The following is a 25,461-nucleotide window of genomic DNA, read 5'->3' as shown; positions in this document are numbered from 1 at the left end:
ATGCGGACAGTCACGAATCGTGCCAGAGGATTTACGGCGACGTTACGGCTCGGATTCTGTCGGTCCTGCTCAGTGACGAGTCGGGGCGTGTCGCCCGGCAATCGGGCCACTGACCTGGGGACTCGCGAAGCGCCATGTTTAGTGGTCGGTCGGATGTCATGTCGGGGGCTGCAGAGAGTGAGTGTATGACGACGCAGAATGAATGGTCGCACGACTTCAGGGACTTCCCCCACCGGGAGGACGTGCACCTCACGGGGAACTTCACGGTCCCGGCTCCCGTCGGCGAGCCGCCCGGGGACGCCGCTCCCGGCTACCGGCTGCACGACAACTTCGTCGCCGAACTGGGCCAGACCAGCGGCGTCACCCGGTTGAGCCGGTACTTCGAGCGCACCTGCGACGTCCGCCCCTCGGCGACGGCGCTGGAGTGCGACGGCGAGCGCATCTCCTACGCCGACCTCGACCAGCGGGCCAACCGCCTGGCCAACCTGTTGACGAGCCGGGGCGTGGGGTGCGGCGTGCGGGTGGGCATCCTGCTGCACCGCTCCGTGGACACCTACGTCGCGCTGCTGGCCGTCACCAAGACCGAGGCGACGTTCGTCCCCATCGACCCCGAGGCGCCGGCCGACCGGCTGCAGTACATCGCCGAGGACTGCGCGCTGCGCCTGGTGGTGACGCACTCGTCGTTCGCCGCCTCGTGCGCCGCCCTGCCCTGCGAGAGCCTGCTACTCGACGAGGTGGGCCCCGAGCTCGCGGCCCAGTCGAGCGCGCGTCCGGGCACCGAGTCCGACGGCGACCCGGTCTGCTACGTCATCTACACGTCCGGCTCGAGCGGCCGCCCCAAGGGCGTGGAGATCAGCCAGTCGAGCATCTGCAACTTCATCGGCATCGTGCCGTCCCTGTACGGGGTCGAGCCCTCCGACCGCGTGTACCAGGGCATGACGATCGCCTTCGACTTCTCCATCGAGGAGATCTGGCCCACCTGGGCGGTGGGCGCGACGCTCGTCGCCGGTCCCACCGACGGCCGCCGCGTGGGGTCGGGACTGGCCGACTTCCTCGAGGACCACGAGATCACGATGATCTACTGCGTCCCCACCGTGCTGGCGACCCTGGACCGGCTGCTGCCCGCGATCCGCACGGTGAACGTGGGCGGGGAGGCCTGCCCGCGCGAGCTGGTCGACCGGTGGGGGCCGGGGCGCCGGATCCTGAACACCTACGGGCCCACCGAGACGACCGTCACCTGCACCATGGCCGAGCTGCGGCCGGGCAGGCCGGTGACGATCGGGCGGCCCCTGCCCACCTACCGGGTCACCCTGCTCGACGAGGACCGGCGGCCGGTGCCTGCCGGGGAGGTCGGCGAGATCTGCGTCGGGGGTCCCGGCGTGGCCCGCGGCTACGTCAACCGGCCCGACCTCACCGCCGACCGCTTCATCCCCGACCCCCGCGGCATCCCCGGCGAGCGCATCTACCGCACCGGGGACCTCGGCCGGTTCCTCCCCGACGGCGAGATCGAGTACCTCGGGCGGGCCGACAGCGAGGTCAAGGTCCGCGGTCACCGGGTCGACCTGCAGGAGATCGAGAGCGTGCTCCTGGAGCACCCGGCGGTCACCGCCGCCGTCGTCACCCTCCTGTCCTCCGCCGACACCGGAGGGGACCTGGCCGGGTACGTCGTGCTCCGGGACGGCGACACCGCCCGCGCCGACGAGGTCGTCGCCCAGCTGCACGAGCAGGCGGTGCAGCAGCTGCCGCCGTACATGGTGCCGTCCTACCTCGACGTGGTCACCTCGATCCCGATGCTGCCCAGCGGCAAGGCCGACCGCGGCCGGCTGCCCGCGCCCACGCGGCCGCGGCTGATCCGCACCGGCCCGCAGCACGAGCCCCCGGCCACCCCCGCGGAGGCGTGGATCGCCGGGCTCTGGGAGGAGATGCTCTCCCTGCCCGCCGGCGCGGTCTCCGTCGACGCCGACTTCTTCGAGGCGCTGGGCGGTCACTCGCTGGTGGCGGCGAACGTCGTCTCCGCCATGCGGGAGAGCGACCTGGGTGCCGGGCTGTCCATCCTGGACTTCTACCGGCACCCGACCGTCCGCGCCCTGGCCGCCTTCCTCGAGGACGGCGCCGCGCACCGCTCGGACGTCACCGCGACGCTCGAGCCGCGCGAGCCCCGGCCGGCACCGCCGTCCCGCGGCCGGGTCCTGGCCTTCGGCTCGGCGCAGGTGTCGGTGCTCTACGCGATCGTCCTGCTCTTCCTCCTCCCCGTCGCCGTCGCGTACGGCCTCAACGACGGTCAGCCCTCGATCGCCCTGGTCCTCCAGCTGGCCGTCGCGCTGCCGTCGGCCTACCTGCTCCTCCGCTGGGTCCTCCCGGTCGTCGGCGCCCGGCTGCTCGGCCGCGGCCTGCGCGCCGGTGACCACCCGCTGTGGGGCAGCACGCACCTGCGGGTGTGGGCGGTGCAGAAGCTGATGGCCGTCTCCCCGCTGACCGTCCTCAGCGGGTCCCCCTGGGCGGCGACCTACCTGCGCCTGGCCGGCGCCCGGGTCGACGACGAGTGCCACCTCGGCTCGGCCGCCGTCTCGCTGCCGTCATTCCTGCACGTCGGCCCCGGGGCGACGATCGGCTACGGCACCCAGCTGCACGGCCACCGCGTCGCCGAGGGCGTGCTCACCCTCGCCCCCGTCACCGTCGGCACCGGCGCCGTCGTCGGGTCCGAGAGCGTGCTCGAGTGCGGCTCCGAGGTCGGGGAGGACGCCATCCTCGGCGACCAGTCCCTGCTGCCCTCCGGCCACGTCGTCCCGGCGGGGGAGAGCTGGGCCGGGTCCCCGGCACGGCCGGCGCCCGAGGCGATCGACCCGGTCGTCGAGCTCATGGCCAGCTGCGCCGACGCCCCGCGCTCCTGGTCGCGGGGCCTGCTGGCCGGCTTCGCCGGCGGCGTCCTCCTCCTGGAGCTGATGCCGTTCCTGATCCTGCTGCCGGTGGTCGCCGTCGTGTGGTGGGCGCTGCTGACCTTCGGCACCGCGGCGGCGTTCCTCGCCAGCGCGCTGTCCGGGCCGCTGTTCGTCCTCGCCTCCTGCGGCCTGCTGCTGGGCGCCCGCCGCCTGGTGCTCGCCGAGACGCCGGAGGGGGTGCACCACCTGCGCTCCCAGCTGGGCGTCGAGAAGTGGCTCGGGGACAAGCTGCTCGAGCAGAGCCTGCTGTTCACCAACACCATGTACTCGACCCTCTACACGCCGCTGTGGCTGCGGGCGCTGGGCACCCGCGTCGGGGCGGGCGCCGAGGTGTCCACCATCGCCAACATCGACCCGGACCTGCTCACCCTCGGCGAGGGCAGCTTCGTGGCCGACATGGCCAGCGTGGGCAGCGCGACCTACGCCAACGGGCACGTCGCCTTCCGCCGCACCGAGATCGGCTCCCGGGCCTTCGTGGGCAACGCCGCTCTCGTCCCCGCCGGGTCGCGGCTCGGCGAGGGCTCGCTGGTCGGCGTCCGCAGCGTGCCGCCCACGGGCGGGACCGAGCCCGGCACGTCCTGGCTCGGGTCGCCCCCCTTCTACCTCCCCCGCCGGGAGGTCTTCGAGGAGTTCACCGAGGCCCAGACCTACGCGCCCTCGCGGCGGCAGGTCCGCGCCCGGTACGCCATCGAGTTCCTGCGCATCGTCCTGCCGAGCTCCCTGCTCGCCGTCGCGACGTTCGCCACCCTCTACGGCCTGTCCTCGCTGGCGCTGTCGTGGAACACGGCGGCCACGGTCCTGCTCGCCCCGCTGGTGGCCCTGACCTCCAGCGTCCTGGTGGTGGTCGCGGTGGCCGCGCTCAAGTGGGTCGTCGTGGGCCGCTACCGGCCGCGGGTGCGGCCGCTGTGGAGCGGGTTCGTGCGCCGCACGGAGTTCGTCACCGGGGTCTACGAGGCCGCGGCGGTCCCGGCGCTGCTCACCTTCCTCACCGGCACGCCGCTGCTCGGCCCGGCGCTGCGCCTCTTCGGCTGCCGGGTGGGCCGGCGCACGCTGGTCGACACCACCTACGTCACGGAGTTCGACCTGGTCACCATCGGCGACGACGTCTCGGTGGGCGCCAACGCGTCGCTGCAGACCCACCTGTTCGAGGACCGCGTCATGAAGATGGACCACGTGGTCCTGCGCGACCGCGCGAGCATCGGCGACAAGGCCGTCGTCCTGTACGACTCCGTCGTCGAGGGAGACGCCACGCTGGCCGCGATGTCCCTGGCGATGAAGGGCGAGGTGCTGCCCCGGGAGACCACCTGGTGCGGCATCCCCGCCCAGAAGGTCGACCGCGCCCCGGTCGCCGCTGCGTCCCGGCGCGGCCGCCGGCAGCCCGCGGGGGCGAGCCGGCGATGACGACGAGTGCAGAGGGACAGCGGGACCTGGTGACGACGGCGGGTCCGCCCCCGGCGTCCGCCCCGGCCCCGGCGTCCGCCCCGGCCCCGGCGTCCGCCCTGGCGCACGCGTGCGACCCCGAGCCGCCCGGTGACGCCTCGGGCACCCCGGCGACGACGTCACCGGGCCGGCGGGCCGGGACGCGGCTGATCGGGATCGACGCCGCGCGCGGGGTCGCGCTGCTCGGCATGATCGCCGTCCACGTGATGGACCCGGTCGCCGCCGACGGCAGGAACCCCTCCCTGGCCTGGACCCTGGCGGCGGGCAAGTCCGCGGCGCTGTTCGCCCTGCTCGCCGGCGTCGGCGTCGCCTTCGCCAGCGGCCGTCGCGAGCGGCCGCACGGCCGGCTCTGGGCGGCCAACGCGAGCTCGCTCGTCGTGCGGGCGCTCGTCATCGGCGCCGTGGGCCTCGTCCTCGGGGCCGTGGTCCCCGAGGACCTGGCGGCGGTGATCCTGCCGTACTACGCGCTGCTGTTCCTGCTGGCGATCCCGCTGCTGTCGCTGTCGGTCCGCGCCCTCGTCCTGGTCGCCGGCGCCATCGCCCTCGGGATGCCGGTGCTCAGCCACGTGCTGCGGTCGGGCAGCGAGCTGGTGACCGCCCCCAACACGACCATCGGCCAGCTCGCCTCGGACCCGGTGGGCGTGCTCACCGAGCTGGCACTCACCGGGACCTACCCCGCGCTGCCGTGGCTGGCCTACGTGTGCGTCGGGCTCGCGGTGGGCCGGGCGGCGCTCTCCTCCCGCCGGACCGTCGTCGCGATCACGCTCACCGGCGTCGCCCTCGCGGTGACCGCCCGGGTGGTCTCATGGGTCCTCCTGGACGTCCTGGGCGGGCGCGCCGACCTCGAGGAGGTGGCGCTGCGGTCGCTGACCGAGGACCAGTACACGAACCTGCTGGTGTGGGGTCCCACGGGCACCACGCCGTCGGACACCGGGTGGTGGCTGGCGACGGTCGCGCCGCACTCGAGCACCCCGCTGGACCTGCTGTTCACCATCGGGGTGGGCCTGGCGGTCCTGGGGGTCTGCCTGCTCGCCGGGCGGATGACGACCGGCCTGCTGCGGCCGCTCGCCGTGGCCGGCAGCATGACGCTGACGCTGTACTCCCTGCACCTGCTGATGCTCAGCTCGCCCTTCATGCCGGAGGACGACCTGGCCTCCCTGCTGCTGCAGGTGCTGGTCCTGGTGGCCTTCGCCTTCGCGTGGAGCAGCTCCCACGTCCGCGGGCCGCTCGAGGACCTCGTGGCGCAGGCGACCGGCGCGGTCCGGCGACGCGTGCTGGCGGGGCGCGGGCAGCGGGCCGGTGCCGGCGCCTGAGGGGGACCGGCCGCCCGGCCGCGACCTGGCGCTGGTCTACCGCGGCCCCGCCTCGACCCCCGGGTGCCCGGAGGCGGTGGCGGCCGCGCTGCGCCGCAGCCGGTGGGACCTGGAGGTCCGCTTCGTCGGGCCGCGGGAGGAGCTCGCGCTGGAGCCGGCCGTGCTCGCCGGGGCCCGCGTCTACGCCCAGCCCGGCGGCGGTGGCCTGCGGGCGGCCTGGCGGAGGCTCCGCCGCTCGGCGGGCACCGTCCGGGAGTTCGTCCGGTCCGGCGGCGGCTACCTCGGCTTCTGCCTGGGCGGCTACCTCGCCGGCGAGACCCCGGGCTTCGGCCTGCTGCCGGGCGACGCGGACCGGTTCATCTCCTCATCCGGCGCGCGACCGGACCACGACGGCGACAGCCTGGTCGACGTCGACTGGGCCGGACGCCCGCGTCGGGTCTACTTCCAGGACGGGCCGTGGTTCGACCTGGACCCCTCCCGGGGCCCGGCGGAGGTGCTCGCCACCTACGGCAACGGGTTGCCCGCCGCCGTCGTCGCCCCCTTCGGGCGCGGTGCGGTCGGCGTCGTCGGGCCGCACCCGGAGGCCACGCCCGACTGGTACACCGGCAGCGGGCTGCCCGTGCCCGCCGACGTCCGCGCGGACCTCACCCAGGACCTGGTCGACCGGGTCCTGCAGGCCGCGCGCCCCCGGGGCCGCGCGGCCTGACGACCCCCGCGGCCCCGGGGCGGCGGTCAGGAGCCGTCGACCAGCTGTCCCACCGTGCGGCCCAGCCGGCCGTCGAGCCCGTGGCCGACGCCGGCCGGCCACTCGTGCGAGGTGACGACGCCGCGGTCGGCGTAGAAGCGCTCCCCGGCCTGCGCGCCCCAGGAGGCGGTCAGCGGGACGGCGGTGTCGGCGGTGCCGGTGAACCAGTGGCCGCGGACCCCGGCCATGCGGGCGGCGGTCACCGCGGCCCCGCCGTCGGCCGGCGGACCGCCGCCGCCGAAGACCACCCAGCCGCCGCCGAGGCGCATGAGCTCGGGGTGCCGCGGCACGAGGAAGCGGGTGATCTCCTGCGCGCCGGAGGAGAAGCCGGCCAGCCACACCTCGGTGACCGGGTACGCGGCCAGCTGGCGCTCGACCAGCTCGGCCAGGAAGTCCGCGTAGGCGGCGGTGTCACCGGTGTGCCAGCACTCGCAGGACTGGTTGGGGCTCTCGACGGCCAGCGTGACCATGTTGCGGGCGCGGCTGGTCGCGACCAGCCCCGACGGGCCGCCGAGCGCGTAGGAGGAGTCGGGGTTGTCGACGCCGTACTCGCCGGTCCCGTCGACGTAGACGACTAGGCCCACCGCACGCGCCGGGTCGATCCCGCCGGCGTAGACCAGGTAGTTGCCGGTCTGCCCGTTGCCGGCCCGGAACGACTGGCGCGGCTGGTCGGTGTACGACCCGCCCGAGCCACCGGTGGAGCCGCCGGCCGCGGTCGCCGCCGCTGCGGCGGACGCCGGTGCGCCCGACGAGCGGCCCGCCGTCGGGGCGGCGCCGCTGCGCCCGGTGCCGGCGGCCGCGGCGGCCTGCGGCGCTGCGGGCACGTCCTCGGCCACGACGTCGTCGGCCTCGTCGGTGACCGCGTCGTCCACCGGCGCCTCGGCGGCCTCGGTGGGCTCGGTGGGCTCGGTGGCCTCGGCCGCCGGGGTCTCGACCGGCGCCTCGACCGGGGGCTGGACCGTCGCCTCGGCGGGGACCTCCGCCGGCGGGGTGGGCACGGGCGCCGGGACGGTGCTGCTCGGGGCGGCGTCGGCGAGGGGAGCCGACGACGCGGTCCCCGCCTGGCTGCTCGCGTCGGGGGCACCGGACGGGGCGGTGGCGCCGAGCTGCAGGCCGGCGGGGTCGCAGGCGGCGGTGGTCAGGCAGACGAGAGCCGCGGCCGCGAGCACGCCGGCCCGACGACCGGCCGCGGAGAGGGAACTGCGCACGGGTGGGGAAGCCTCCGGACGTCCGCCGTGACGACGGACCGTGATTGCACTGTGACGCTACGAGGCTGACAGATCAACTCCGCGTCGACCAGAGCGGGATGGGTCACACTCGTCCCGTCCGGAACACCCGCCCCACGGGCCGCGGTGCGCCTGCCGATGACCGGCGCCACGTTCGTCGACCGTCCCGCGTGTCGGGCGCTTCGGGGATGATCGGGGGAGATCCGGTCGGAGCCACCCGGTGGCCAGCTCACGAGGACGGGGATGCGCGGAGGACGACGGTGGTCCACGGTCGTCCTGGCGTGGTCGGTGGTGCTGGCGAGCGGGTGCACCGCGACGGCCCCGGACGCGGAGCCGAAGCCCGACGCCCTGGGGACCGAGCTCGCCGAGCCCTGGCCCGACCGCCCGGTGGTGGACCTGCGCTTCGACGTCGCCGAGGACCTCGGCTCGGTCGCCGGGCGGGAGGTCGTCGAGTTCACCCCCGACCTGGACACCTGCGAGCTGGTCTTCCGGGCCTGGCCGAACAAGCCCGCCACCGCGGACGCGGGCAGCTCGCTGACGGTGACCGGTGTGCGCGTCGACGGCCGGGACGCCGGGTTCCGCGAGGTCGCCGCCGGCGCGCCGGAGGACGCACCCGGCACCCTGGTCGAGGTCCCGCTCGAGGAGTGCGTGGCGGCGGGGGAGACCCTGACCGCCGAGCTGCGCTTCGACGTCGTGCTCGGCGAGGAGGTCGACGAGCGGGTCGGGACCTCCTCCGACGCGGAGGTCGCCTGGTTCGCCACGGCGTTCCCCCTCCTGGCGTGGGAGCGCGGGCGGGGCTGGGAGCGCGGTCCCGCCGTCCCGGTCGCCGGGGAGACCGCGGTGAGCGAGGACTTCCGGCTGCGGTCGATGGAGGTGGCCGCGCCGTCGGGCCACGAGGTCCTCGGCGCCGGGCAGGCGGAGGGGACGGAGGACGGTCCCGACGGGACGACCGTGCACCGCTTCACCGCCCCGGCGGTGCGCGACGTCGCCGTCGCGGTCGGGGACCTCGACGTCAGCGAGCGGACGATCGGCGGCGTCCGCGTGCGCGTGGGCCTCGACCGGGACGTGGAGGAGGCGGACGGCGAGGACTGGCTGGACCAGATCGAGGCGTCCACCGGCGACCTCGTCGACCTGCTGGGCCCCTTCCCCTACGAGGACCTGTGGGTGGTGGTGCTCTCCAGCCAGTCCAGCGGCATCGAGTTCCCCGGGGCGATCCAGTTCGGTGACGTGGACCCGGCCGAGCGCCGCGGGCTGGTGACGCACGAGCTCGCGCACATGTGGTTCTACGGGCTGGTGGGCAACGACCAGGGCGAGCACCCGTGGCTGGACGAGTCGTTCGCGACGTTCGCCCAGGTGGTGGCCGACGACGACGAGCCCTACGTCCACGGGTCGGACGGGGACGCCCCGCCGGTGGGCGGGTCGATGACCTACTGGGCCGCGGAGTTCGAGCGGCCCAGCAGCACCTACTACGACACCGTCTACACCCTCGGCGGCGCCGCGCTGGTGGAGGCCCGCGACCGCGCGGGCCACGACGCGTTCGACGCCGCGCTGGCCCGGTACGTCGCGGAGAACGCCCACACCGTCGCCGAGCCCGAGGACGTCCGCGAAACGTTCGCCGACCTGCCGGAGGTCCTCGCGGTCCTCCGGGACGTCGGCGCCCTGCCCTGAGCCCCCGGGCAGGAGCCCGGGGGTCGGCTACCGGCCGCGGACCAGGGCGACCGCACGGCGGTGGTCGAGCCCCGCGCCGGCGGCGAAGGCGTCGGCGAAGCCGGAGGCGTCCACGGCGTCCGCCACGCGGGCGGCCAGGGCCGCCTCACCCGGCCGCGCCGACGGCCAGGCCCGCAGCCCCGCCCGCCGGCGCAGCCCGTCGGCCGCGCCGAGGGCGGTCGCGGCGCGCCGGGCGTCGCCGCGGGCCAGCGCGAGCCCGGCGGCGGCGACCAGGGCGAAGGTGAGGGTCAGCGTGCTCACCTCGGCGTCCTCGCCCCCGTCCGTGGCGGCGGCCAGCAGCGTCTGGGCCTCGTCCAGGTCGCCGGACCGCACCGCGAGGGTGGCGAGCTGGGTGCGGGCCGTCGCCGTCAGCCACTCGTTGTCCAGCCGCCCCCCGTGCTCGTCGACCTCCGCGAGGTGGGCACGGGCGGCGTGGTCCCTGTCCAGCGCCATCTCCAGCATGCCGACCGTCAGGGCGGCGAAGGCGGCGAAGGGCTCGTTCTGGCGGCGGAGGCCGTCGAGAGCCGACGACGCGACCTGCAGCGCGCCGTCGAGGTCCCCGGTGATGGGGAGGATCCACGAGACGGCCAGCTGCGCGGAGTCGACCAGGTACGGGTCGTCGAACCGGCCCTCCAGGGCGCGCAGCCCGTCGACGGCGGTGAGCGCACGGTCGTCGTCGCCGACCTCCACGGCGGTGACGGCCGAGGTGAGCAGCAGCTCGGCCCGGCCCCGGTCGTCCAGTGCACCGGCCCGCAGCTGGACCTCGTCGATCCACGCCCGGCCCTCCGGCATGCGCCCGCGCATCTGCCAGAACAGCCAGAGGATGCGGAAGACGTGGGGGAGCGGCGTGATGTCGTGCGCGAGGAACCACCGGATGGCGACCCGGAGGTTCTCCTCCTCGGTGCGCAGGCGGGCGGCCCACTCGCCCTGGCGCTCGGTGGGCCAGTCGGCGTGCTCCACGAGCCCGCCGAAGTACCGGGCGTGGCGCCGGGCCACGTCGTGGGCGTCCGGGCTGCCGGCGAGGCGCTCGGCGGCCAGTTCCCGCACCGCCGCCAGCATGCGGAACCGGGGACCGGCGTCGGTGAGGTCGATGGTGACCAGGCTGTGCCGGGCGAGGGCGTCGAGCAGGTCCAGGGTGGCGTCCTCGGGCAGGCCGGAGACGTGCGCGGCGGCCTCGGCGCTCCAGCCCCCGGCGAAGACCGACAGGGTCGCCAGCATCCGCCGTTCGGCCTCGGTCAGCAGGCCGACGCTCCACTCGACGGCCGCGCGGAGCGTGCGCTGGCGCTCGGGCAGGTCGACCGGCCCGGACCCCAGGGCGTCGAGGCGGGTGCCGAGCCGCGCGAGCAGCGCGTCGGGGGGCAGCAGCCGGGTGCGCGCGGCCGCGAGCTCGATGGCCAGCGGCAGCCCGTCGAGGCGCCGGCAGATCTCGGCCACCGCCGGCGCGTTGTCCTCGGTGAGCGCGAAGTCGTAGCGGACGGCGCGAGCCCGGTCGACGAACAGCCGGACGGCGGGGAGCGCGGCCAGCTCCTCCGTCGTCGGCAGGTGGGAGGGCTCCGGCACCGTCAGCGGCCCCACCGCGTACTCCCGCTCGGCCCGCAGCCGCAGGGCGGTGCGGCTCGTGGCCAGGATCGTGAGGCCGGGGCAGCGCGCCAGCAGGCCGTCGAGGTCGGCGGCGACGGCCACGACCTGTTCGAGGTTGTCCAGGACGAGCAGCGTCGGCGCCTCCGCGAGGTGCTCGGCCAGCGCCTCCAGGGGTGGGCGCGCGGCGTCGGGCGGGAGGCCGAGGACGGCGGCGACGCGCGGCAGCACCCGCGCCGGGTCGTCGACGGAGGCCAGGGGGACGAACACCGCCCCGCGCGGGTAGCGGGCCTGCACCCGCTCGGCCACGGCGACCGCGAGCCGGGTCTTGCCCACCCCTCCCGGTCCGGTCAGCGTCACCAGGCGCGCCTCGGGGGAGGCCAGCAGCGCCGCGACGGCGGCGATGTCCTGCTCGCGCCCGATCAGCGACGTCGACGTCAGCGGCAGGGACCGCGTCCCCGGCCGGTCCGCGGGCGGGGACCCCGGGGAGGAGCCCGCGGTGTCGGCCGCCCGCTCCGCCGTCGCGAACCGCTCGCTCAGCAGCAGGGCCAGGTCGTCGCGGACCAGCCGGGCCAGCTCCCGGGGGGTGCGGAACGGACGGTAGGAGTCGGTCCCCTCCGACTGGAGTTCGCCGATCATGGCCGTCAGCCGGGCCTCGCGCTCGGGCGCCGGCTCCTTGACGTACAGCAGCCGCGGCATCGAGCCGGACAGCCGGAACTCGTCCTCCAGGCCCGAGACGTCCATGTCGGGGCCGATCCAGCCGTACCGCTGCCAGTAGAGACCGATGAAGACGTCCGACTGCGCCAGGTACGCCCGGTACAGCTCACGGGGTGGGTGCGGCCGGGCGCCGAGCTCGAACATCACCGGCGTGAGCCGCAGCGCCGCGATGGCCCGCGCCACCGCGGCACGCTCCCCGGCGAGCTCGGTGAGGGTGGAGCTCACGAACACCCGCAGCCGCTGGTCGGGCGTCCGGATCACGACCGTGCCCTGCTCCTGCACCGTCATGCGTCCTCCTCGGGGAGGGGCGCCGTCGACGTCCGGCGGTCCGGCGGCGTGGGGACAGCGTCCCGACCGCGACCCGGCCTGGGTAGGGGCTTCCGGCCGCTCCCGGGTCCCGGGCCTTGCCCGCCCGGTCCCCGGTCCCGGGCCTGCCGGGAGACCCGCGGGCGTCCATGGTGTGCTCCGGCGTCGCCGTCCCGGCCTCCCCGTCCACCGGCACCTGAGTGGTGGGCTCGCGCCGGGTCCGGCGGCGAGGAGGAGGGTCTACGCTCCTGCGTGCGTCCTTCGTGGTGGGGCGGGCCCGGCCGGGGGACCCGGCCGGTGGTCCACCCGGCCGAGCACCCGGGGAGTCCCCGATGCAACTGAGCCGATCGGTCATCACCCGTCAGCACGTCGTGGACCTGCTGCGGCTCGTGCGCCTCCGCCCGGAGCAGGAGGCCCGCCTGCTCGCCCTGCCCTACCCGGTCGACTTCGCCGTCGCGGCGGCGGCCTTCGAGTCGGTCGGCGTCAGCCTGGACACGCTGACCGACCGGATGGGGGGCAGCCCCTGACCGCGACCGGTACGCCGCCCCGGCGGCCGTGGCGGGCGCCCACCGCACCGCGCTGAGCCGGCGAGCGGGCCCGCACGACGCGTCGGGCGACGCGCGCCCGACCGGGGAGGAGTCCGTCATGACATCGGTGTCCGAGCGGGAGGCGCAGGAGATCCGGGCGGCCAACGCCGCCGGCGCCACCCCGGTGGTCCTCGTCCACGGCCTGTGGCTGCTGCCGAGCAGCTGGGCGCCCTGGGTGGACCTCTTCCAGGCAGCCGGCCACCCGACGCTGACGCCGGACTGGCCCGACGACCCCGAGACGGTGGAGCAGGCCCGGGCGGACCCGGACGTCCTCGCCCGGAAGTCCCTGCGGCAGGTCGCCGACCACACCGCCGAGGTCGTCGAGGCACTGGACCGGCGGCCGGTGGTCATGGGGCACTCGACCGGGGGGCTGCTGGCGCAGGTGCTCGCGGGCCGGGGTCTGTCGGCGGTCACGGTGGCGATCGACCCCGGGGTCTTCCGCGGCGTCCTCCCCCTCCCGGTCTCCGTGCTCCGGGGGATCGGCCCGTTCCTGGTCGATCCGCGCACCCGCAGCCGGGCGATCACGCTGACCTTCGACCAGTTCCGGTACGGCTGGGCGAACGCGCTCGACGAGGACGAGGCGAGGGAGCTCTACGACCGCCACCACGTCGCCGGCTCCGGGCTCGCGCTCGTGCAGATGGCCAACGCGAACCTCAACCCGTGGACGCAGGCCAGGGTCGACACGAGGAACCCCGACCGCGGGCCCCTGCTGATCATCGAGGGGGAGCGGGACCACACGGTGCCGTGGGCGATCGCGCACGCGGCCTACCAGCGGCAGCGGCACAACCCCGCCGTGACCGAGATCGTGGAGGTCCCGGACCGGGGCCACTCCCTCACGATCGACTCCGGCTGGCACGAGGTCGCCCGGACGGCGCTCGACTTCGTCGAGCGGTGCCTGCGCGGCGACGCGGATCGGCCGCGCCGCCCCCGTACGCGGCGATCGGGTGCCGCGGGGACGACGCCGGCAGGTCCGGGCTGACCCCGGCGCGCTCCCGCCGGGCACCGCGCCCGTCGGTCGACCAGGGGCATCCCCGGGCGCGAGTCCGAGCCGGGGGCACGACCGTGACGTCGGGGGCCACCGCAGTCCGACACCGGGAGACGAGATGGGGACCTACACGACCAAGGACGGCGTCGACATCTACTACAAGGACTGGGGCTCCGGTCAGCCGGTCGTGTTCAGCCACGGCTGGCCGCTGACCGCCGACGCCTGGGACCCGCAGCTCGACCTGGTCGCCTCGGCCGGCTACCGGGCGATCGCCCACGACCGGCGCGGCGGCGGCCGCTCCTCCCAGCCGTGGGAGGGCAACGACCTGAGCACCTACGCCGACGACCTGGCCGGGCTGATCGAGCACCTGGACCTGCACGACGTCGTGCTGGTCGGGCACTCCACCGGCGGGGGAGAGGTCACCCGCTACATGGGCCGGCACGGCACCGCCCGGGTGGCCAAGGCCGTGCTGCTGGGTGCCATCCCGCCGCTGATGCTGCAGACCGACGCCAACCCCGAGGGCCTGCCACGGTCGGTGTTCGACGGGTTGCGGGCCGGGGTGGCCGGTGACCGCTCGCAGTTCTACCGCGACCTGTCGGCGTCCTTCTACGGCGCCAACCGGCCCGGCTCCACCGTCTCGCAGGGCAAGCGGGACGAGTTCTGGCTGCAGTGCATGACCGTGGGCTACAAGGGCGCCTACGACTGCATCGCGGCGTTCTCCGAGACCGACCTGACCGAGGACCTGGAGGCCATCGACGTGCCGACGCTGATCGCCCACGGCGACGACGACCAGATCGTGCCGATCGTGGCGGCCGCCCGGAAGTCGATCGAGCTGGTGCCCACCGCGACGCTGAAGGTCTACCCGGGCGCCCCGCACGGTCTCCACGGCGCCTACGAGCAGGAGTTCAACGCCGACCTGCTGGCCTTCCTGGCCGGCGACGGGCCGACCGGCCGATCCTGAGCCCCGGGGACCGGCTCGCCGATCCGGTCCCCGTGGCGGTTCGCGGATGCCCCGCTCCGGGAGGGCGCGCGCCGGTGGTGGAGCGTCGGGCGCCGCTCCTCCCCGACCTGGCCTGGGCGGCCGGCGTCCGCGCGTGGACGCCCGGCCGCTGCCAGGACGGCGGACGTACCGGCGGATCGTCACGGCGGCGCGCCGCGGCCGGGCGGGAGACCCCGCAGTCCAGGCCGTGCGGGCGGCCCTGCGGGACGTCGCCCTCCGCGCGACGGGCCGGTCGTGAGCGGGGACCGGGGACGCCGGTCGGCGACGGCGTCCCTCAGGCCGGCGGGCCCTCGCCGCGGGTGAGCGCGAGCAGCAGGTCGCGGGTGGTGGCCAGCTCGTCGCGACCCAGCGGCCCCTCGAACAGCGGGGCGATCGACACGCCGTCGCAGGCCCGGAGCACCAGGAGCACCCGCTGGGGGTCGACGCCGTCCTCGGCCAGGGACTCGTTCCAGTGCCGGTACCGGTCCTGCGACCGGCGGGCGGCCTCGGGGAACGAGCCGAGCGTGGCCAGCAGGGTGGCCAGCTCGACGGCCTCCTCCCGTCGCTCGAGGTCGTCGAACGTGGCGTGCACGTAGGCGCGCAGCCGGCGCCCGGGAGCGACGTCGTCGGGGTCGACCCGGTCCTCGACGGCCCGCGTGAACTGCTCGAAGAGGTCGTCGGCGAGCGCCCCGAGCAGCTCGTCCTTGCTCCTGAAGTGGTGCATGAGGCCGCCCTTGGAGACGCCGGCCTCCCGGGCGACCGTGTCGAGGCTGACGCCGGCGCCGTGCACGACCACCGAGCGCGCGGCGGCGTCGAGCAGCGCGCGGCGCGTCCGGGCGGCGTCGCGCAGCGGTCCCGGCACGGTTCCCTCCTCGGGCGGCGTGGACGGCCGCTCGGCGGTCTGCTCTCCGGTCGGGAGCGGGACCAGGGTGCCGCACGGGCCGCCGGGCGGACCGGTGACCCACCGCCCGACCGTGTCCCGGGCCACGGCTCACCGCAGGTAACAAACCGTCTGGTCGGTATGCTGCCTCTCATGAGCAGCGTCGCCCCGCCGTCCGCCGCGGTCCCGGCCGCCCGGGAGGGGGAGGCCCGCCCGGCCGGGGCCCGCGAGTGGGCGGCGCTGGCGGTGCTCGTCCTCGCCGTGGTGCTGCTGGCCGTCGACGGCACCGTGCTCGCCCTCGCGGTGCCCGCCCTCTCCGCGGAGCTGCAGCCCACCGCCGGGCAGCTGCTGTGGATCGGCGACGTCTACGGCTTCGCCCTGGCCGGGCTGCTGGTGCTCATGGGCGGGCTCGCCGACCGCTTCGGCCGCAAGCGGGTGCTGCTCGTCGGCAGCGCCGCCTTCGGTGTCGCCTCCGCCGTCGCGGCGTTCGCGCCGGACCCGGCGACCCTGGTCGCCGCCCGGGCGGCGCTGGGCGTCGCCGCGGCGACGCTCATGCCCTCGACGCTGTCGCTGATCCGCAACCTGTTCCCGGTCGCCCAGCAGCGGACCCGCGCCATCGCGCTGTGGAGCGCCGCGGCCTCCGGCGGTGCCGTGCTCGGCCCGCTGGTGGGCGGGGTGCTGCTGGAGCACTTCTGGTGGGGGTCGGTCTTCCTCGTCAACCTGCCGGTGGTGGCGGTGCTGCTGGTCGGGGGATGGCTCCTGCTGCCGGAGTCGCGCGATCCGCGGCCCGGGCGGCTCGACGTCCTCGGCGCCGTGCAGTCGGTGGTCGCCGTCCTGGCCGTGGTCTACGCGGTCAAGGAGGTCGTCGGCTCCGGCCCCACACCGGTCGCGGGGGCGACGGCGCTGGCCGGGGTGCTGGCCGCGGTGCTCTTCGTCCGGCGGCAGCGGCGGATCCCCTCGCCGCTGGTCGACCTCGGGCTGTTCGCCTCCCGCGCCTTCTCCGGCGCCCTGGCCAGCCAGCTGATCGCGCTGTTCGCGCTCATGGGGCTGCTGTACTTCTTCTCCCAGTACCTGCAGCTCGTACGCGGGCACACCGCGCTGGAGGCGGGGCTGCGGGAGCTGCCGCTGACGCTGGCCTCCCTGGGCGTGCTCGTCGTGGTCGGGCCCCTGGTCGCCCGGGCGGGGCTGGGCCGGGCGATCGGCCTCGGGCTGGCCCTGTCGGCGGTCGGCATGCTGGCCCTCGCCGGCGCCGGGTCGCTGCCCGGCTACCCGGGGCTGGCCGTCGCGCTGGTGGTGCTCGGCGCCGGGTTCGGGCTGGCGTTCACGCTGAGCACCGACGCCGCCGTCGGCGCGGTGCCCCCGCACCGCGCCGGGACCGCGTCGGCGCTGTCGGAGACCTCCTACGAGCTCGGTGCCGCGCTCGGGATCGCCCTCCTCGGGTCGCTGCAGACCGTGCTCTACCGCGCGCAGCTGCCCAGTGACGTCGGCGGCGCGGCGCGGGAGTCGCTGGCGAGGGCCGGTGGAGGGCTCGACGGCGAGGCGCTCGCGGCCGCCCGGGACGCGTTCACCTGGGCCGTGCAGGTCACCTCGCTCGGCGCCGCCGCCCTGCTCGCGGTGGCGGCGGGAACGGCCTGGCGGGTGATCCCCTCGACCCGGTCGCGCACGCCGCACACCTGAGGCGCCACCGCCGCACGGGTCCCGCCGGCCGGCTCCCCGGTCGCGGTCGCCGCCGAGTCGCGCCCGGCGTCCCGGAGCGTTTCCCTGGGACTGCGGCTGTGTAAAAGGTCACGTTCGGCTCTTGTTCCCTTGTCGACTCTCTGGTTCCCTCATGCGAAGCCGGTTTCGAATGACGCAACAGAGATGGGGATCGTCATGGAGAATCCGCGGAAGTCCGCCTCGTCTCCTCCCCGGGCGGGCCAGTCAGGAGCCGTGGGGGCCGATCCGCCGTCCGGCAGGGGTGCGCCGGCCGCCGCGGACCGCCCGGCCGTGCACGCGACGGACGTGACCGTGACCGGCACCCACCCGGCGATCGCCGAGCCGCCGCCCTGTGTCGCCGACAGCCACTGGGCCGTGGACAGGGTGCTGTTCGCCATCGCCGCGGTCATGGCGCTGGGCTTCGTCGCCTGGGGCTTCGTGAGCCCGACGGGTCTCGGCACCGCCAGCACGTCGGCCCTCGGCTGGATCACCGGCAACCTGGGCTGGCTGTTCGTGCTGCTCGCCTCGGCGTTCGTCATCTACGTCATCTGGCTGGCGGCCGGCAAGTACGGGCGGATCCCGCTGGGACGGGACACCGAGCGGCCGGAGTTCCGCACCGTCTCGTGGATCGCGATGATGTTCAGCGCGGGCATGGGCATCGGCCTCATGTTCTTCGGGGTCGCCGAGCCCCTGTCGCACTACGTCTCGCCGCCTCCGCTCACCACCGAGGCGGAGTCGTCGGAGGCGATCCAGACGGCGATGGCGACCACGCTGTTCCACTGGACGCTGCACCCGTGGGCGATGTACGCCGTCGTCGGGCTGGCCATCGCCTACGGCACCTTCCGCAAGGGCCGCCGGCAGCTGATCAGCTCCGCCTTCATCCCGCTGCTCGGCCGCCGGCGGGCCGAGGGGCCGGCCGGCCGCGTCATCGACGTCCTCGCCATCTTCGCCACGCTGTTCGGCTCGGCCGCGTCCCTGGGCCTCGGTGCCCTGCAGATCGGCAGCGGGGTGGAGATCCTCGGCTGGGCCGGGGACGTCGGCAACGGCGTCCTGGTCGCGATCATCGCGATCCTGACGGCGGCCTTCGTCGCCTCGGCCGTCTCCGGCATCGAGCGCGGGATCCAGTGGCTGTCCAACACCAACATGGTCCTGGCGCTGCTGCTCGCGGTGTTCGTCTTCGTCCTCGGTCCGACGATCTTCATCCTGAACCTGATCCCCGACGCGGTCGGCAGCTACTTCTCCGACCTCGGCGAGATGGCCGCGCGCACCGAGGCCACCGGTGGCGACGCGATGGCCACCTGGCTGCGCGGCTGGACGGTCTTCTACTGGGCCTGGTGGATCAGCTGGACGCCGTTCGTCGGTCTGTTCATCGCCCGCATCAGCCGCGGCCGCACCATCCGCCAGTTCGTCACGGGCGTGCTCCTGGTGCCCAGCCTGGTCAGCCTGCTGTGGTTCGCGGTGTTCGGCGGGGCCGGGATCGCCGCCCAGCGCGGCGGCGCCGACATCGCCGGTCAGGGCACCACCGAGGGCCAGCTGTTCGCCGTCCTGGAGCAGTACCCGCTGGCCACTGCCGCGACCGTGCTGGTGATGGTCCTCGTGGCGATCTTCTTCGTGTCCGGCGCGGACGCGGCCTCGATCGTCATGGGGTCGCTCTCGCAGCGCGGCACCCTGGAGCCCAGCCGCTGGGTCGTCGTCTTCTGGGGCGTCGTGATGGGGTCGGTGGCCGCGATCATGCTGCTGCTGGGCGAGGACGGGGCCGCGCTGACTGGGCTGCAGAACCTGACGATCATCGCGGCGCTGCCCTTCGCCCTGGTGATGGCGGCACTGGCGGTGAGCCTGGTGAAGGACCTCCGGCACGACCCGATCGTCCTGCGCGGCAACTACGCCTCCCTGGCGATCGAGCAGGCCGTCGTCGACGGCATCAGTCGCCACGGCGACGACTTCGTCCTGGTCGTGGAGAAGACGCCGGACCCGTCGTCGGGCGCCACGACCGCCGACCCGGGACAGCCGCCCGTGGGCAGCCCGGGAACGGACGGCCAGGTGCCGCCCTCCCCGGGCGGCAACTTCGTGGCATCGCCCGGGGACGGCCCGTCCGTCCCCGCGCGGACGCAGCCGAGGGCGGAGGCGATGGGCCGGCCGTCGGATCCACGCGACTGACCCCTCGCTCGCGGGAGGAGAGCCTCCCGGCACCGGAGCCGCTGCACGCCGCCCCGGTGCCGGGAGGCTCCGCCGTGTCGGGCGCAGCCCCCTGCGGCGCGTGACCGGCGGGACCCGGGTGCCTCCGCCGCACGCCGACCCCCGGGTCGGCGTGCGTCCGGCCCCGGCACCACGCACGGCCGGGGCGTCGCGGGTCCTCACGGCGGGGTCTCCTCCGGGCCGACCGCGGGGCGGAGGGCGGCACGGGGCACGCGCGACCCGTCGGTGACGGGGCCGTGCGGGTGGCCGGTCACGCCCGTGCCCGGGCCGGGACGGCGTCGAGGGGGGCGTCCAGAGGGGGCGTCGACGCCGGAGCGCCGACGGGGCACGACGCCAGGCGCGGCGGTGGCCCGCGGACGGCGCATCGCCGGGCCCTCGTCGGACCCCGTCGACCGCGGCGAGGCCCGGCCGACGCTGCGGTCGGCCGGACCGGGTGCGGGAGTGGCGCGCGAGCCGTTTCGGGGACGACCCCCGGCCGGGGTGGTACCGGCGTCGGCGTCAGGACGCCGTCGGTACCGCCGAGCGCAGCTGCCGGCGCCACCGCGTGAACAGGCGGGGCTGGTTCATCCCGAGGACGGCCACCGGGTGCCCGTCACGCTCGTAGGCCACCAGGAAGCTGCGGTCGGCGAAGCTGCCCTCGACCAGGCGGACGACGTCCCCCTCGCGGCGCGACCCGGCGAACTGGATGCGGGCGCCGTACTGGTCGGACCAGAAGTAGGGCACGGGAGTGGGAGCCGGCCCCCCGGCGCCCAGCAGGGCGGCGGTCGCCGTGGCCGGTTGCTCGAGCGCGTTGGTCCAGTGCTCGGTGCGGACGTGCCGCCCGGCGGCGACCGACCAGGTCGCGGCACAGTCACCGACCGCGACCACGCCGGGGACGGTGGTGGCGCCGCGCGCATCGGTGAGGACGCCGTTGCCGAGGGCCACGCCGGAGTGGGTGAGCCACTCGGTGTTCGGCGCGGCGCCGATCCCCACGACCACCACGTCGGCGGGCAGGCGCGTGCCGTCGGTCAGCTCGACGGCCTCGACCCTGCCGGTGCCGACGAGCCCGGCGACCCCGGTGCCGACGAGCAGCCGGGTGCCGTGGTCGGCGTGCAGCTGGGCGCAGACCGCGCCCAGGTCGGCGCCCAGCGGGCCGGCGAGCGGGACCGGCTGCGTCTCGACGACGGTGACGTCCAGTCCGAGCGTGCGGGCCGTCGCGGCGACCTCGGCCCCGATGAACCCGGCACCGATCACGACGAGGCGCTCGGCGACGGCCAGGTCCTCCCGCAGGGCGATCGCGTCGTCGAGGGAGCGCAGCACGTGCACGCCGTCGAGGCCGTCGCCGCCGGGCAGTCGCCGGGCGCGGGCGCCCGTGGCGAGGACGACGCCATCGGCGCGGACCGCGCTGCCGTCCGCGAGCCGCACCGAGCGGCCGAGGGAGTCCAGGCCGACCGCCGTGGTCCCCAGCCGCCACTCCAGCTGCAGGTCCTCGTCGTCGGGGGCGCCCAGGGCGATGTCCTGCCGTGACGCCGTGCCGGCCAGGAACTCCTTGGACAGCGGCGGCCGGTCGTAGGGGGCGTGCACCTCGTCGCCGATCACCACGATGCGGCCGTCGTAGGACTGGTCGCGGAGTGCCCGGGCGGCGGAGAGGCCGGCCAGGGAGGCCCCGACCACGGCGATCGTGGTGCTCACGCGGCGCCCTCCGCGGCGACCCCGGGCTGCACGTGGACCACGCCGTCGGCCACGACGACCCGGTGCGTGCGGACGGGCGTCTTGGCCGGGGGGCCGGACACCTTCCCGGTGCGGAGGTCGAAGCACGAGGCGTGCAGCGGGCACTCCACCGCGCAGCCGTCCAGCCAGCCGTCGGCCAGCGAGGCGTCCTGGTGGGTGCACGTGTCGTCGATGGCGTAGAACTCGCCGTCGACGTTGAAGACGGCGATGGGCTCGTCGCCCTCGACGCGGATCGCCTCGCCGGGCGGCAGTGCGGTCGTGGGGCAGACCGGGATCATGGGCGCTCCAGGCTCATCTCGTTGCGCTTTATGCAACACTGTGCCGATGACGCAACAGCATGGGCGAGGTCGATCCTGCCCGTCAAGAGAGGCCGGGGTCTCGCCCGGCCGGCGACCTACGCTGACGCCATGAGCGGGCCGCAGGGTGCGAACGGAGAGCGGAACTCGGTCGCCGCGGTCCAGTCCGTGGACCGTGCGCTGAGCGTCCTCGAGATCCTCGCGGCGCACGGGGAGGCCGGGGTCACGGAGGTGGCCGCCGAGCTGGGCGTGCACAAGTCCACCGCCTTCCGGCTGGTCGCGGTCCTCGAGAGCCGGGGCTTCGTCGAGCAGCTGGCCGATCGCGGCAAGTACCGGCTGGGCTTCGGCGTCGTGCGCCTCGCCGGCGCCGCCGCCGTCCAGCTGGACATCGCCCGGGAGGGGCGAGTGATCTGCGAGGCCCTGGCGGCCGACCTCGAGGAGACGGTCAACATCGCCATCCTCGACGGTGACCGTGCGGTGAACGTCAGCCAGGCCCGCGGGCCGGCCGCGCTCAGCACGCACAACTGGGTGGGGCAGGGCACGCCGCTGCACGCGACGTCGAGCGGCAAGGTGCTGCTGGCCCACGCTGCCGACGCCGTCCGCAAGGACGTGCTCTCCCGGGACCTGCAGCGGTTCACCCCCGCCACGATCACCGACCCGGAGGCGCTGCGGCAGGACCTCGACCGGATCGCCGAGCAGGGCTGGGGGTGCACCGTCGAGGAGTACGAGGTCGGGCTCAGCGCCGTCGCCGCCCCGGTCCGGGGCGCGGACGGCGACGTGGTCGCGGCGCTCAGCGTCTCGGGGCCGTCCTTCCGCATGGCGTCGCAGGACTTCCCCGCGCTGGCCCGGCGGGTGTGCGCCGGCGCCGAGGAGCTGAGCCGGCGGCTGGGGTTCTTCGGCCCGTCCCGCTGAGCCCACCCGCGGGGTCGGGTCGGTCCCGGGGGTCCGGGTGGCGGCAGCGGCAGGAGACTGTCGCGGGATTGTTGCGTCCTGCGCGAGCTGCTGAGTAATGTGCAACACACCGGTCGTCTGGAGCTCGCTGGCGGATGACGACCGTGGTTGGTCGCAGACCCTGGGGTCGTGCGACTTCCGGCGCAGTGCTCACATCGCCCGACGGAACCCCGAGGTGCCGTATGACCACCACCGAACAGCCCGCGAGCCTCATCTCCACGTTGCCGGGTCACTACTACACCGACCCGGCCGTCTTCGCGCTGGAGCAGGCGCACGTCTTCGAGGACATGTGGTTCTGCGTCGTGCGCTCGAGTGACCTGCCGACCCCCGGCTCCTTCCGGAAGGTCCAGGTGGGCAGGGAGAGCGTCCTCGTCGTCCGCAGCCGGGACGGCGGGCTGCGCGCGTTCCTCAACGTCTGCCGGCACCGCGGGGCGCAGATCTGCACGGAGGACTCGGGTGCGGTCAAGCGCGCCTTCCAGTGCCCGTACCACGCCTGGACCTACGACCTCGACGGCAAGCTGATCGCGGCCCCGAACCTGACGAAGATGCCCGACGTCGACCGGGTCCAGTACGGGCTGGTGCCGGTCCACCTGCGGGAGTGGCTCGGCTACGCCTGGGTGTGTCTGGCGACGGAGCCCCCGTCGTTCGAGGACGACGTGGTGGGCGCCGTCACCGAGCGGCTGGGGGACGTGGAGTCCATCGACCGCTACGAGCTGGACTCGCTCACCGTGGGCCGTCGCATCACCTACGACGTGAAGGCCAACTGGAAGCTCATCATCGAGAACTTCATGGAGTGCTACCACTGCGCGACCATCCACCCTGAGCTGACCGAGGTGCTCCCGGAGTTCGCCGACGGCTACGCCGCGCAGTTCTTCGTCGGGCACGGCGCGGAGTTCGGGAAGGAGGTCCAGGGCTTCACCGTCGACGGCGGCGAGGGCTTCGACAAGCTCCCCGGCGTCGCCGAGGACCAGGACCGCCGCTACTACGCCATCACCGTCCGGCCGACGGTCTTCGTCAACCTGGTGCCCGACCACGTGGTCTTCCACCGGATGTTCCCGGTCGCGGAGGACCGCACGATCGTGGAGTGCGACTGGCTCTACTCCCGCGACGTGGTGGAGTCGGGCAGGGACGTGTCCCGGTCGGTGGAGCTGTTCCACCGGGTCAACGAGCAGGACTTCGCGGCCTGCGAGCGCACGCAGCCGGCCATGTCCTCGCGGGCCTACGCCAACGGTGGCGTGCTCGTGCCCTCCGAGCACCACATCGGCGCCTTCCACGAGTGGCTGACCCAGCGCCTGTCGGGCTGAGGCGGGACACCCCGAGGGGCCGGGAGGACGAGGTCCTCCCGGCCCCTCGGCGTGGGAGCGGCGGATCCGCTACCCCGTGCCGTCGCCGGACAGGCGGGCCAGCCGGTCCTGCCGCCAGGCCTCCGTCCGCGCCACCTCGTTGAAGGTGGAGAAGTGGAAGCCCCGCAGGTGGTGCCCGGGCTGCCCGAGGGCAGGGGCGAGACCGTCGACGAGCCGGTCCGGCCGGTAGCCGTGGGGGAGGAGGAAGCGCCAGATCAGCCTGTGCTGCTTCGACAGGAACCGGGCCGACTGGCCGAGTCCGAGGCCGGCGGAGATGCGCACCAGCTTCTGGCGCGTCACCGCGCCCGGGAGGCCGATCCGGATCGGCAGGTCGACACCCCGCAGCGCGACCTGCCGCGCCCACGCCGTGATCGCCGCGGCGGAGAAGCACAGCTGGGTGATGACCTCGCCGGCGTGCGGGGCCTTGCGCTCGAGGGCGCGTTCGATCAGCGCCGGGCTGATGTGCCCGTGCCCCTCGGGGTAGCCGCCGATCCCCACGTGCCGGAAGGAGTGGCCGGCGGTCTCCAGCGCCTCGAGCAGACCGAGGGCGTCGGTGAACGTCCCCGCGGGCTCCGGGGCGTCGCCTCCGACGACGAACACGCCGTCGACGCCCGCGGCGTGCAGGTGCGCGACGACGTCGGACAGGTGCGTCGCGTCGCGGACGAGCCGGGCGGCCAGGTGCGGGCTGACCGCGAACCCGTGGCCGGCGAGGCGTTCGGCCAGGTCGAGCGTGGGCGTGAGGCCCCTGGACTGGGTCACCGTCACGGTCAGGGGGACGCTGCGGGGGACGTGCTCGACGACCGCCTCCTCGGTCCCCCGCAGCGGCAGGACCTCGTAACTGGCCCCCCGCAGCGCGGCCTCCAGCGCGACCCGCGCGTCGAGGACGACGCCGCCCTCAGCCGACACGGCCGAGCTCCGCTCCGATGGTCGTGTCCTCGCCGTGCCCGGTGTGCACGACGGTGTCGCCGTGCAGGGTTAGCAGCTTGGCGCGGATCGACCGCACGATCGTCGGGTGGTCGCTGTACGAGCGGCCGGTGGCGCCCGGCCCGCCGCAGAACAGCGTGTCCCCGGTGAACACCGCGGCCAGGTCGGGAGCGTGCAGGCAGCTGCTGCCCGGGGAGTGACCGGGGGTGTGCAGCGTGGTCAGGCTCGTGCCGGCCACCCGGAACCGGGTGCCCTCGGCCAGCGCCTCGTCGGGGCGGGCCTCGGGGTGCACCTCGCCGTGGACCACGTCCCACAGCATCGTGTCGGCGGGGTGGAACCAGACCGGCGCGCCGGTGGCCGCCCGCAGGTCGACCGCGGCGGTGATGTGGTCGTTGTGCCCGTGGGTGAGCACGATCGCGGTCACCCGCCGCCCGCCGATGGCCTGCACGATCGGCCCGGCGCGGTGCGGGGCGTCGATGACGAGCACCTCGGCGTCGTCGCCGACGAGCCAGACGTTGTTGTCGACGTCGAAGTCCTGCCCGTCGAGGCTGAACACCCCGGAGACGACGGTCTTCTCGATGCGGGCGGTCACTTCTCGAACACCACCACGGAGCGCAGCACCTCGCCGCGGTGCATCTTGGCGAAGGCGGCCTCCACGTCGTCCAGGCCGATGGTCTCGGTGACGAAGTCGGCCAGCGGGAAGCGGCCCTGCCGGTAGAGGTCGGCCAGCATCGGGAAGTCCCGGGAGGGCAGGCAGTCGCCGTACCAGCTCGACTTCAGCGCCCCGCCGCGGCCGAACAGCTCGATCATCGGCAGGGTCAGCCGCATCTCCGGGGTGGGCACCCCGACCAGCACCACGCGCCCGGCCAGGTCGCGGGCGTAGAAGGCCTGCTCGAACACCTCCGGGCGGCCGACGGCGTCGATGGCCACGTCCACCCCGAACC

At 75.1% G+C, this 25,461-nt stretch carries 19 protein-coding genes; 11 read left to right on the top strand and 8 right to left on the bottom strand.

Annotated elements, in window-relative coordinates:
- Positions 1-185 precede the first annotated feature (185 nt).
- From CHC04_RS11425 to CHC04_RS11415, 3 genes are read left to right on the top strand one after another with little or no spacing between them, the layout of a single operon-like run.
- Positions 186-4,340 (top strand): Pls/PosA family non-ribosomal peptide synthetase, encoded by a 4,155-nt coding sequence (locus CHC04_RS11425; protein ID WP_217897317.1) that lies wholly within the window; start codon positions 186-188, stop codon positions 4,338-4,340.
- Positions 4,337-5,692, top strand: coding sequence for a heparan-alpha-glucosaminide N-acetyltransferase domain-containing protein (locus CHC04_RS11420; protein WP_089404086.1), 1,356 nt, complete (start codon positions 4,337-4,339; stop codon positions 5,690-5,692). Before CHC04_RS11425 ends, CHC04_RS11420 begins: the two co-directional genes overlap by 4 nt.
- Positions 5,679-6,398 carry a BPL-N domain-containing protein gene (locus tag CHC04_RS11415; protein WP_217897316.1) on the top strand — a complete coding sequence of 240 codons (720 nt, stop codon included), beginning with the start codon at positions 5,679-5,681 and terminating at the stop codon, positions 6,396-6,398. The genes CHC04_RS11420 and CHC04_RS11415 overlap by 14 nt, the downstream gene beginning before the upstream one ends.
- Positions 6,399-6,424: 26 nt before the next feature.
- Here the strand turns inward: CHC04_RS11415 and CHC04_RS11410 are convergent, their stop codons facing one another.
- Positions 6,425-7,645 carry an alpha/beta hydrolase gene (locus CHC04_RS11410; RefSeq protein ID WP_141233771.1) on the bottom strand — a complete coding sequence of 407 codons (1,221 nt, stop codon included), beginning with the start codon at positions 7,643-7,645 and terminating at the stop codon, positions 6,425-6,427.
- A 261-nt stretch (positions 7,646-7,906) separates the two neighbouring features.
- Between CHC04_RS11410 and CHC04_RS11405 the strand changes: the two genes are divergently transcribed.
- Positions 7,907-9,331 (top strand): M1 family aminopeptidase, encoded by a 1,425-nt coding sequence (locus CHC04_RS11405; RefSeq protein ID WP_141233770.1) that lies wholly within the window; start codon positions 7,907-7,909, stop codon positions 9,329-9,331.
- Positions 9,332-9,358: 27 nt separating this feature from the next.
- Here the strand turns inward: CHC04_RS11405 and CHC04_RS11400 are convergent, their stop codons facing one another.
- The gene (locus tag CHC04_RS11400) at positions 9,359-11,953 is read right to left on the bottom strand and encodes a DUF4062 domain-containing protein (protein WP_089404083.1); all 2,595 of its coding nucleotides are present in this window, start codon (positions 11,951-11,953) and stop codon (positions 9,359-9,361) included.
- A gap of 350 nt (positions 11,954-12,303) precedes the next feature.
- Here CHC04_RS11400 and CHC04_RS11395 point away from each other — a divergent pair, with 350 nt between their 5' ends.
- From CHC04_RS11395 to CHC04_RS11385, 3 genes are all read left to right on the top strand, one after another.
- Positions 12,304-12,498: a hypothetical protein gene (locus tag CHC04_RS11395; protein WP_089404082.1), complete on the top strand. Its 195-nt coding sequence runs from the start codon at positions 12,304-12,306 to the stop codon at positions 12,496-12,498.
- Between the two features lie 118 nt (positions 12,499-12,616).
- Positions 12,617-13,537, top strand: coding sequence for an alpha/beta hydrolase (locus CHC04_RS11390; protein ID WP_089404377.1), 921 nt, complete (start codon positions 12,617-12,619; stop codon positions 13,535-13,537).
- Positions 13,538-13,661: 124 nt separating this feature from the next.
- Positions 13,662-14,504: an alpha/beta fold hydrolase gene (locus CHC04_RS11385; RefSeq protein ID WP_089404081.1), complete on the top strand. Its 843-nt coding sequence runs from the start codon at positions 13,662-13,664 to the stop codon at positions 14,502-14,504.
- Positions 14,505-14,817: 313 nt separating this feature from the next.
- Here CHC04_RS11385 and CHC04_RS11380 read toward each other — a convergent pair whose 3' ends face one another.
- Entirely contained in the window at positions 14,818-15,384 is a 567-nt protein-coding gene (locus CHC04_RS11380; RefSeq protein ID WP_176449959.1) for a TetR/AcrR family transcriptional regulator, read from the bottom strand.
- Positions 15,385-15,555: 171 nt separating this feature from the next.
- Between CHC04_RS11380 and CHC04_RS11375 the strand changes: the two genes are divergently transcribed.
- On the top strand, positions 15,556-17,079 hold the full coding sequence (locus CHC04_RS11375) for an MFS transporter (RefSeq protein WP_089404079.1): 1,524 nt from the start codon (positions 15,556-15,558) through the stop codon (positions 17,077-17,079).
- 330 nt (positions 17,080-17,409) lie between these two features.
- A complete protein-coding gene (locus CHC04_RS11370; protein ID WP_245817127.1) occupies positions 17,410-19,254 on the top strand; it encodes a BCCT family transporter in 1,845 nt (614 codons plus the stop codon).
- Between the two features lie 537 nt (positions 19,255-19,791).
- Here the strand turns inward: CHC04_RS11370 and CHC04_RS11365 are convergent.
- Positions 19,792-20,964: an NAD(P)/FAD-dependent oxidoreductase gene (locus CHC04_RS11365; protein WP_089404078.1), complete on the bottom strand. Its 1,173-nt coding sequence runs from the start codon at positions 20,962-20,964 to the stop codon at positions 19,792-19,794.
- A complete protein-coding gene (locus CHC04_RS11360) occupies positions 20,961-21,281 on the bottom strand; it encodes a bifunctional 3-phenylpropionate/cinnamic acid dioxygenase ferredoxin subunit (protein ID WP_089404077.1) in 321 nt (106 codons plus the stop codon). Before CHC04_RS11360 ends, CHC04_RS11365 begins: the two co-directional genes overlap by 4 nt.
- 129 nt (positions 21,282-21,410) lie before the next feature.
- Here CHC04_RS11360 and CHC04_RS11355 point away from each other — a divergent pair, with 129 nt between their 5' ends.
- Positions 21,411-22,211, top strand: a complete 801-nt coding sequence (locus CHC04_RS11355; RefSeq protein WP_089404076.1) for an IclR family transcriptional regulator — start codon at positions 21,411-21,413, stop codon at positions 22,209-22,211.
- 221 nt (positions 22,212-22,432) lie between these two features.
- Positions 22,433-23,554: an aromatic ring-hydroxylating oxygenase subunit alpha gene (locus CHC04_RS11350; RefSeq protein WP_089404075.1), complete on the top strand. Its 1,122-nt coding sequence runs from the start codon at positions 22,433-22,435 to the stop codon at positions 23,552-23,554.
- 69 nt (positions 23,555-23,623) lie between these two features.
- Here the strand turns inward: CHC04_RS11350 and CHC04_RS11345 are convergent, their stop codons facing one another.
- The 3 genes from CHC04_RS11345 to CHC04_RS11335 all read right to left on the bottom strand — a co-directional run.
- Entirely contained in the window at positions 23,624-24,499 is an 876-nt protein-coding gene (locus tag CHC04_RS11345; protein ID WP_217897315.1) for a methylenetetrahydrofolate reductase, read from the bottom strand.
- The gene (locus CHC04_RS11340; RefSeq protein ID WP_089404074.1) at positions 24,489-25,109 is read right to left on the bottom strand and encodes an MBL fold metallo-hydrolase; all 621 of its coding nucleotides are present in this window, start codon (positions 25,107-25,109) and stop codon (positions 24,489-24,491) included. Before CHC04_RS11340 ends, CHC04_RS11345 begins: the two co-directional genes overlap by 11 nt.
- The coding region (locus tag CHC04_RS11335) for a zinc-binding dehydrogenase (protein ID WP_141233650.1) at positions 25,106-25,461 on the bottom strand (356 nt) is incomplete at its 5' end. The genes CHC04_RS11335 and CHC04_RS11340, both read right to left, overlap by 4 nt.

The organism is Geodermatophilus saharensis (assembly GCF_900188205.1).
GTDB classification, from domain to species: Bacteria; Actinomycetota; Actinomycetes; order Mycobacteriales; family Geodermatophilaceae; genus Geodermatophilus; species Geodermatophilus saharensis.
Note: the sequence above shows the minus strand (reverse complement) of the source record. Positions and strands in the feature narration are given on the sequence as shown.

Excerpts from the sequence above, each read along its gene's own strand:
- CHC04_RS11400 (WP_089404083.1), bottom strand. The coding sequence starts at position 11,953 with ATGACGGTGCAGGAGCAGGGCACGGTCGTGATCCGGACGCCCGACCAG.
- CHC04_RS11405 (WP_141233770.1), top strand. The coding sequence starts at position 7,907 with ATGCGCGGAGGACGACGGTGGTCCACGGTCGTCCTGGCGTGGTCGGTG.
- CHC04_RS11420 (WP_089404086.1), top strand. The coding sequence starts at position 4,337 with ATGACGACGAGTGCAGAGGGACAGCGGGACCTGGTGACGACGGCGGGT.
- CHC04_RS11395 (WP_089404082.1), top strand. The coding sequence starts at position 12,304 with ATGCAACTGAGCCGATCGGTCATCACCCGTCAGCACGTCGTGGACCTG.
- CHC04_RS11350 (WP_089404075.1), top strand. The coding sequence starts at position 22,433 with ATGACCACCACCGAACAGCCCGCGAGCCTCATCTCCACGTTGCCGGGT.
- CHC04_RS11355 (WP_089404076.1), top strand. The coding sequence starts at position 21,411 with ATGAGCGGGCCGCAGGGTGCGAACGGAGAGCGGAACTCGGTCGCCGCG.
- CHC04_RS11385 (WP_089404081.1), top strand. The coding sequence starts at position 13,662 with ATGGGGACCTACACGACCAAGGACGGCGTCGACATCTACTACAAGGAC.
- CHC04_RS11425 (WP_217897317.1), top strand. The coding sequence starts at position 186 with ATGACGACGCAGAATGAATGGTCGCACGACTTCAGGGACTTCCCCCAC.
- CHC04_RS11360 (WP_089404077.1), bottom strand. The coding sequence starts at position 21,281 with ATGATCCCGGTCTGCCCCACGACCGCACTGCCGCCCGGCGAGGCGATC.
- CHC04_RS11375 (WP_089404079.1), top strand. The coding sequence starts at position 15,556 with ATGAGCAGCGTCGCCCCGCCGTCCGCCGCGGTCCCGGCCGCCCGGGAG.
- CHC04_RS11390 (WP_089404377.1), top strand. The coding sequence starts at position 12,617 with ATGACATCGGTGTCCGAGCGGGAGGCGCAGGAGATCCGGGCGGCCAAC.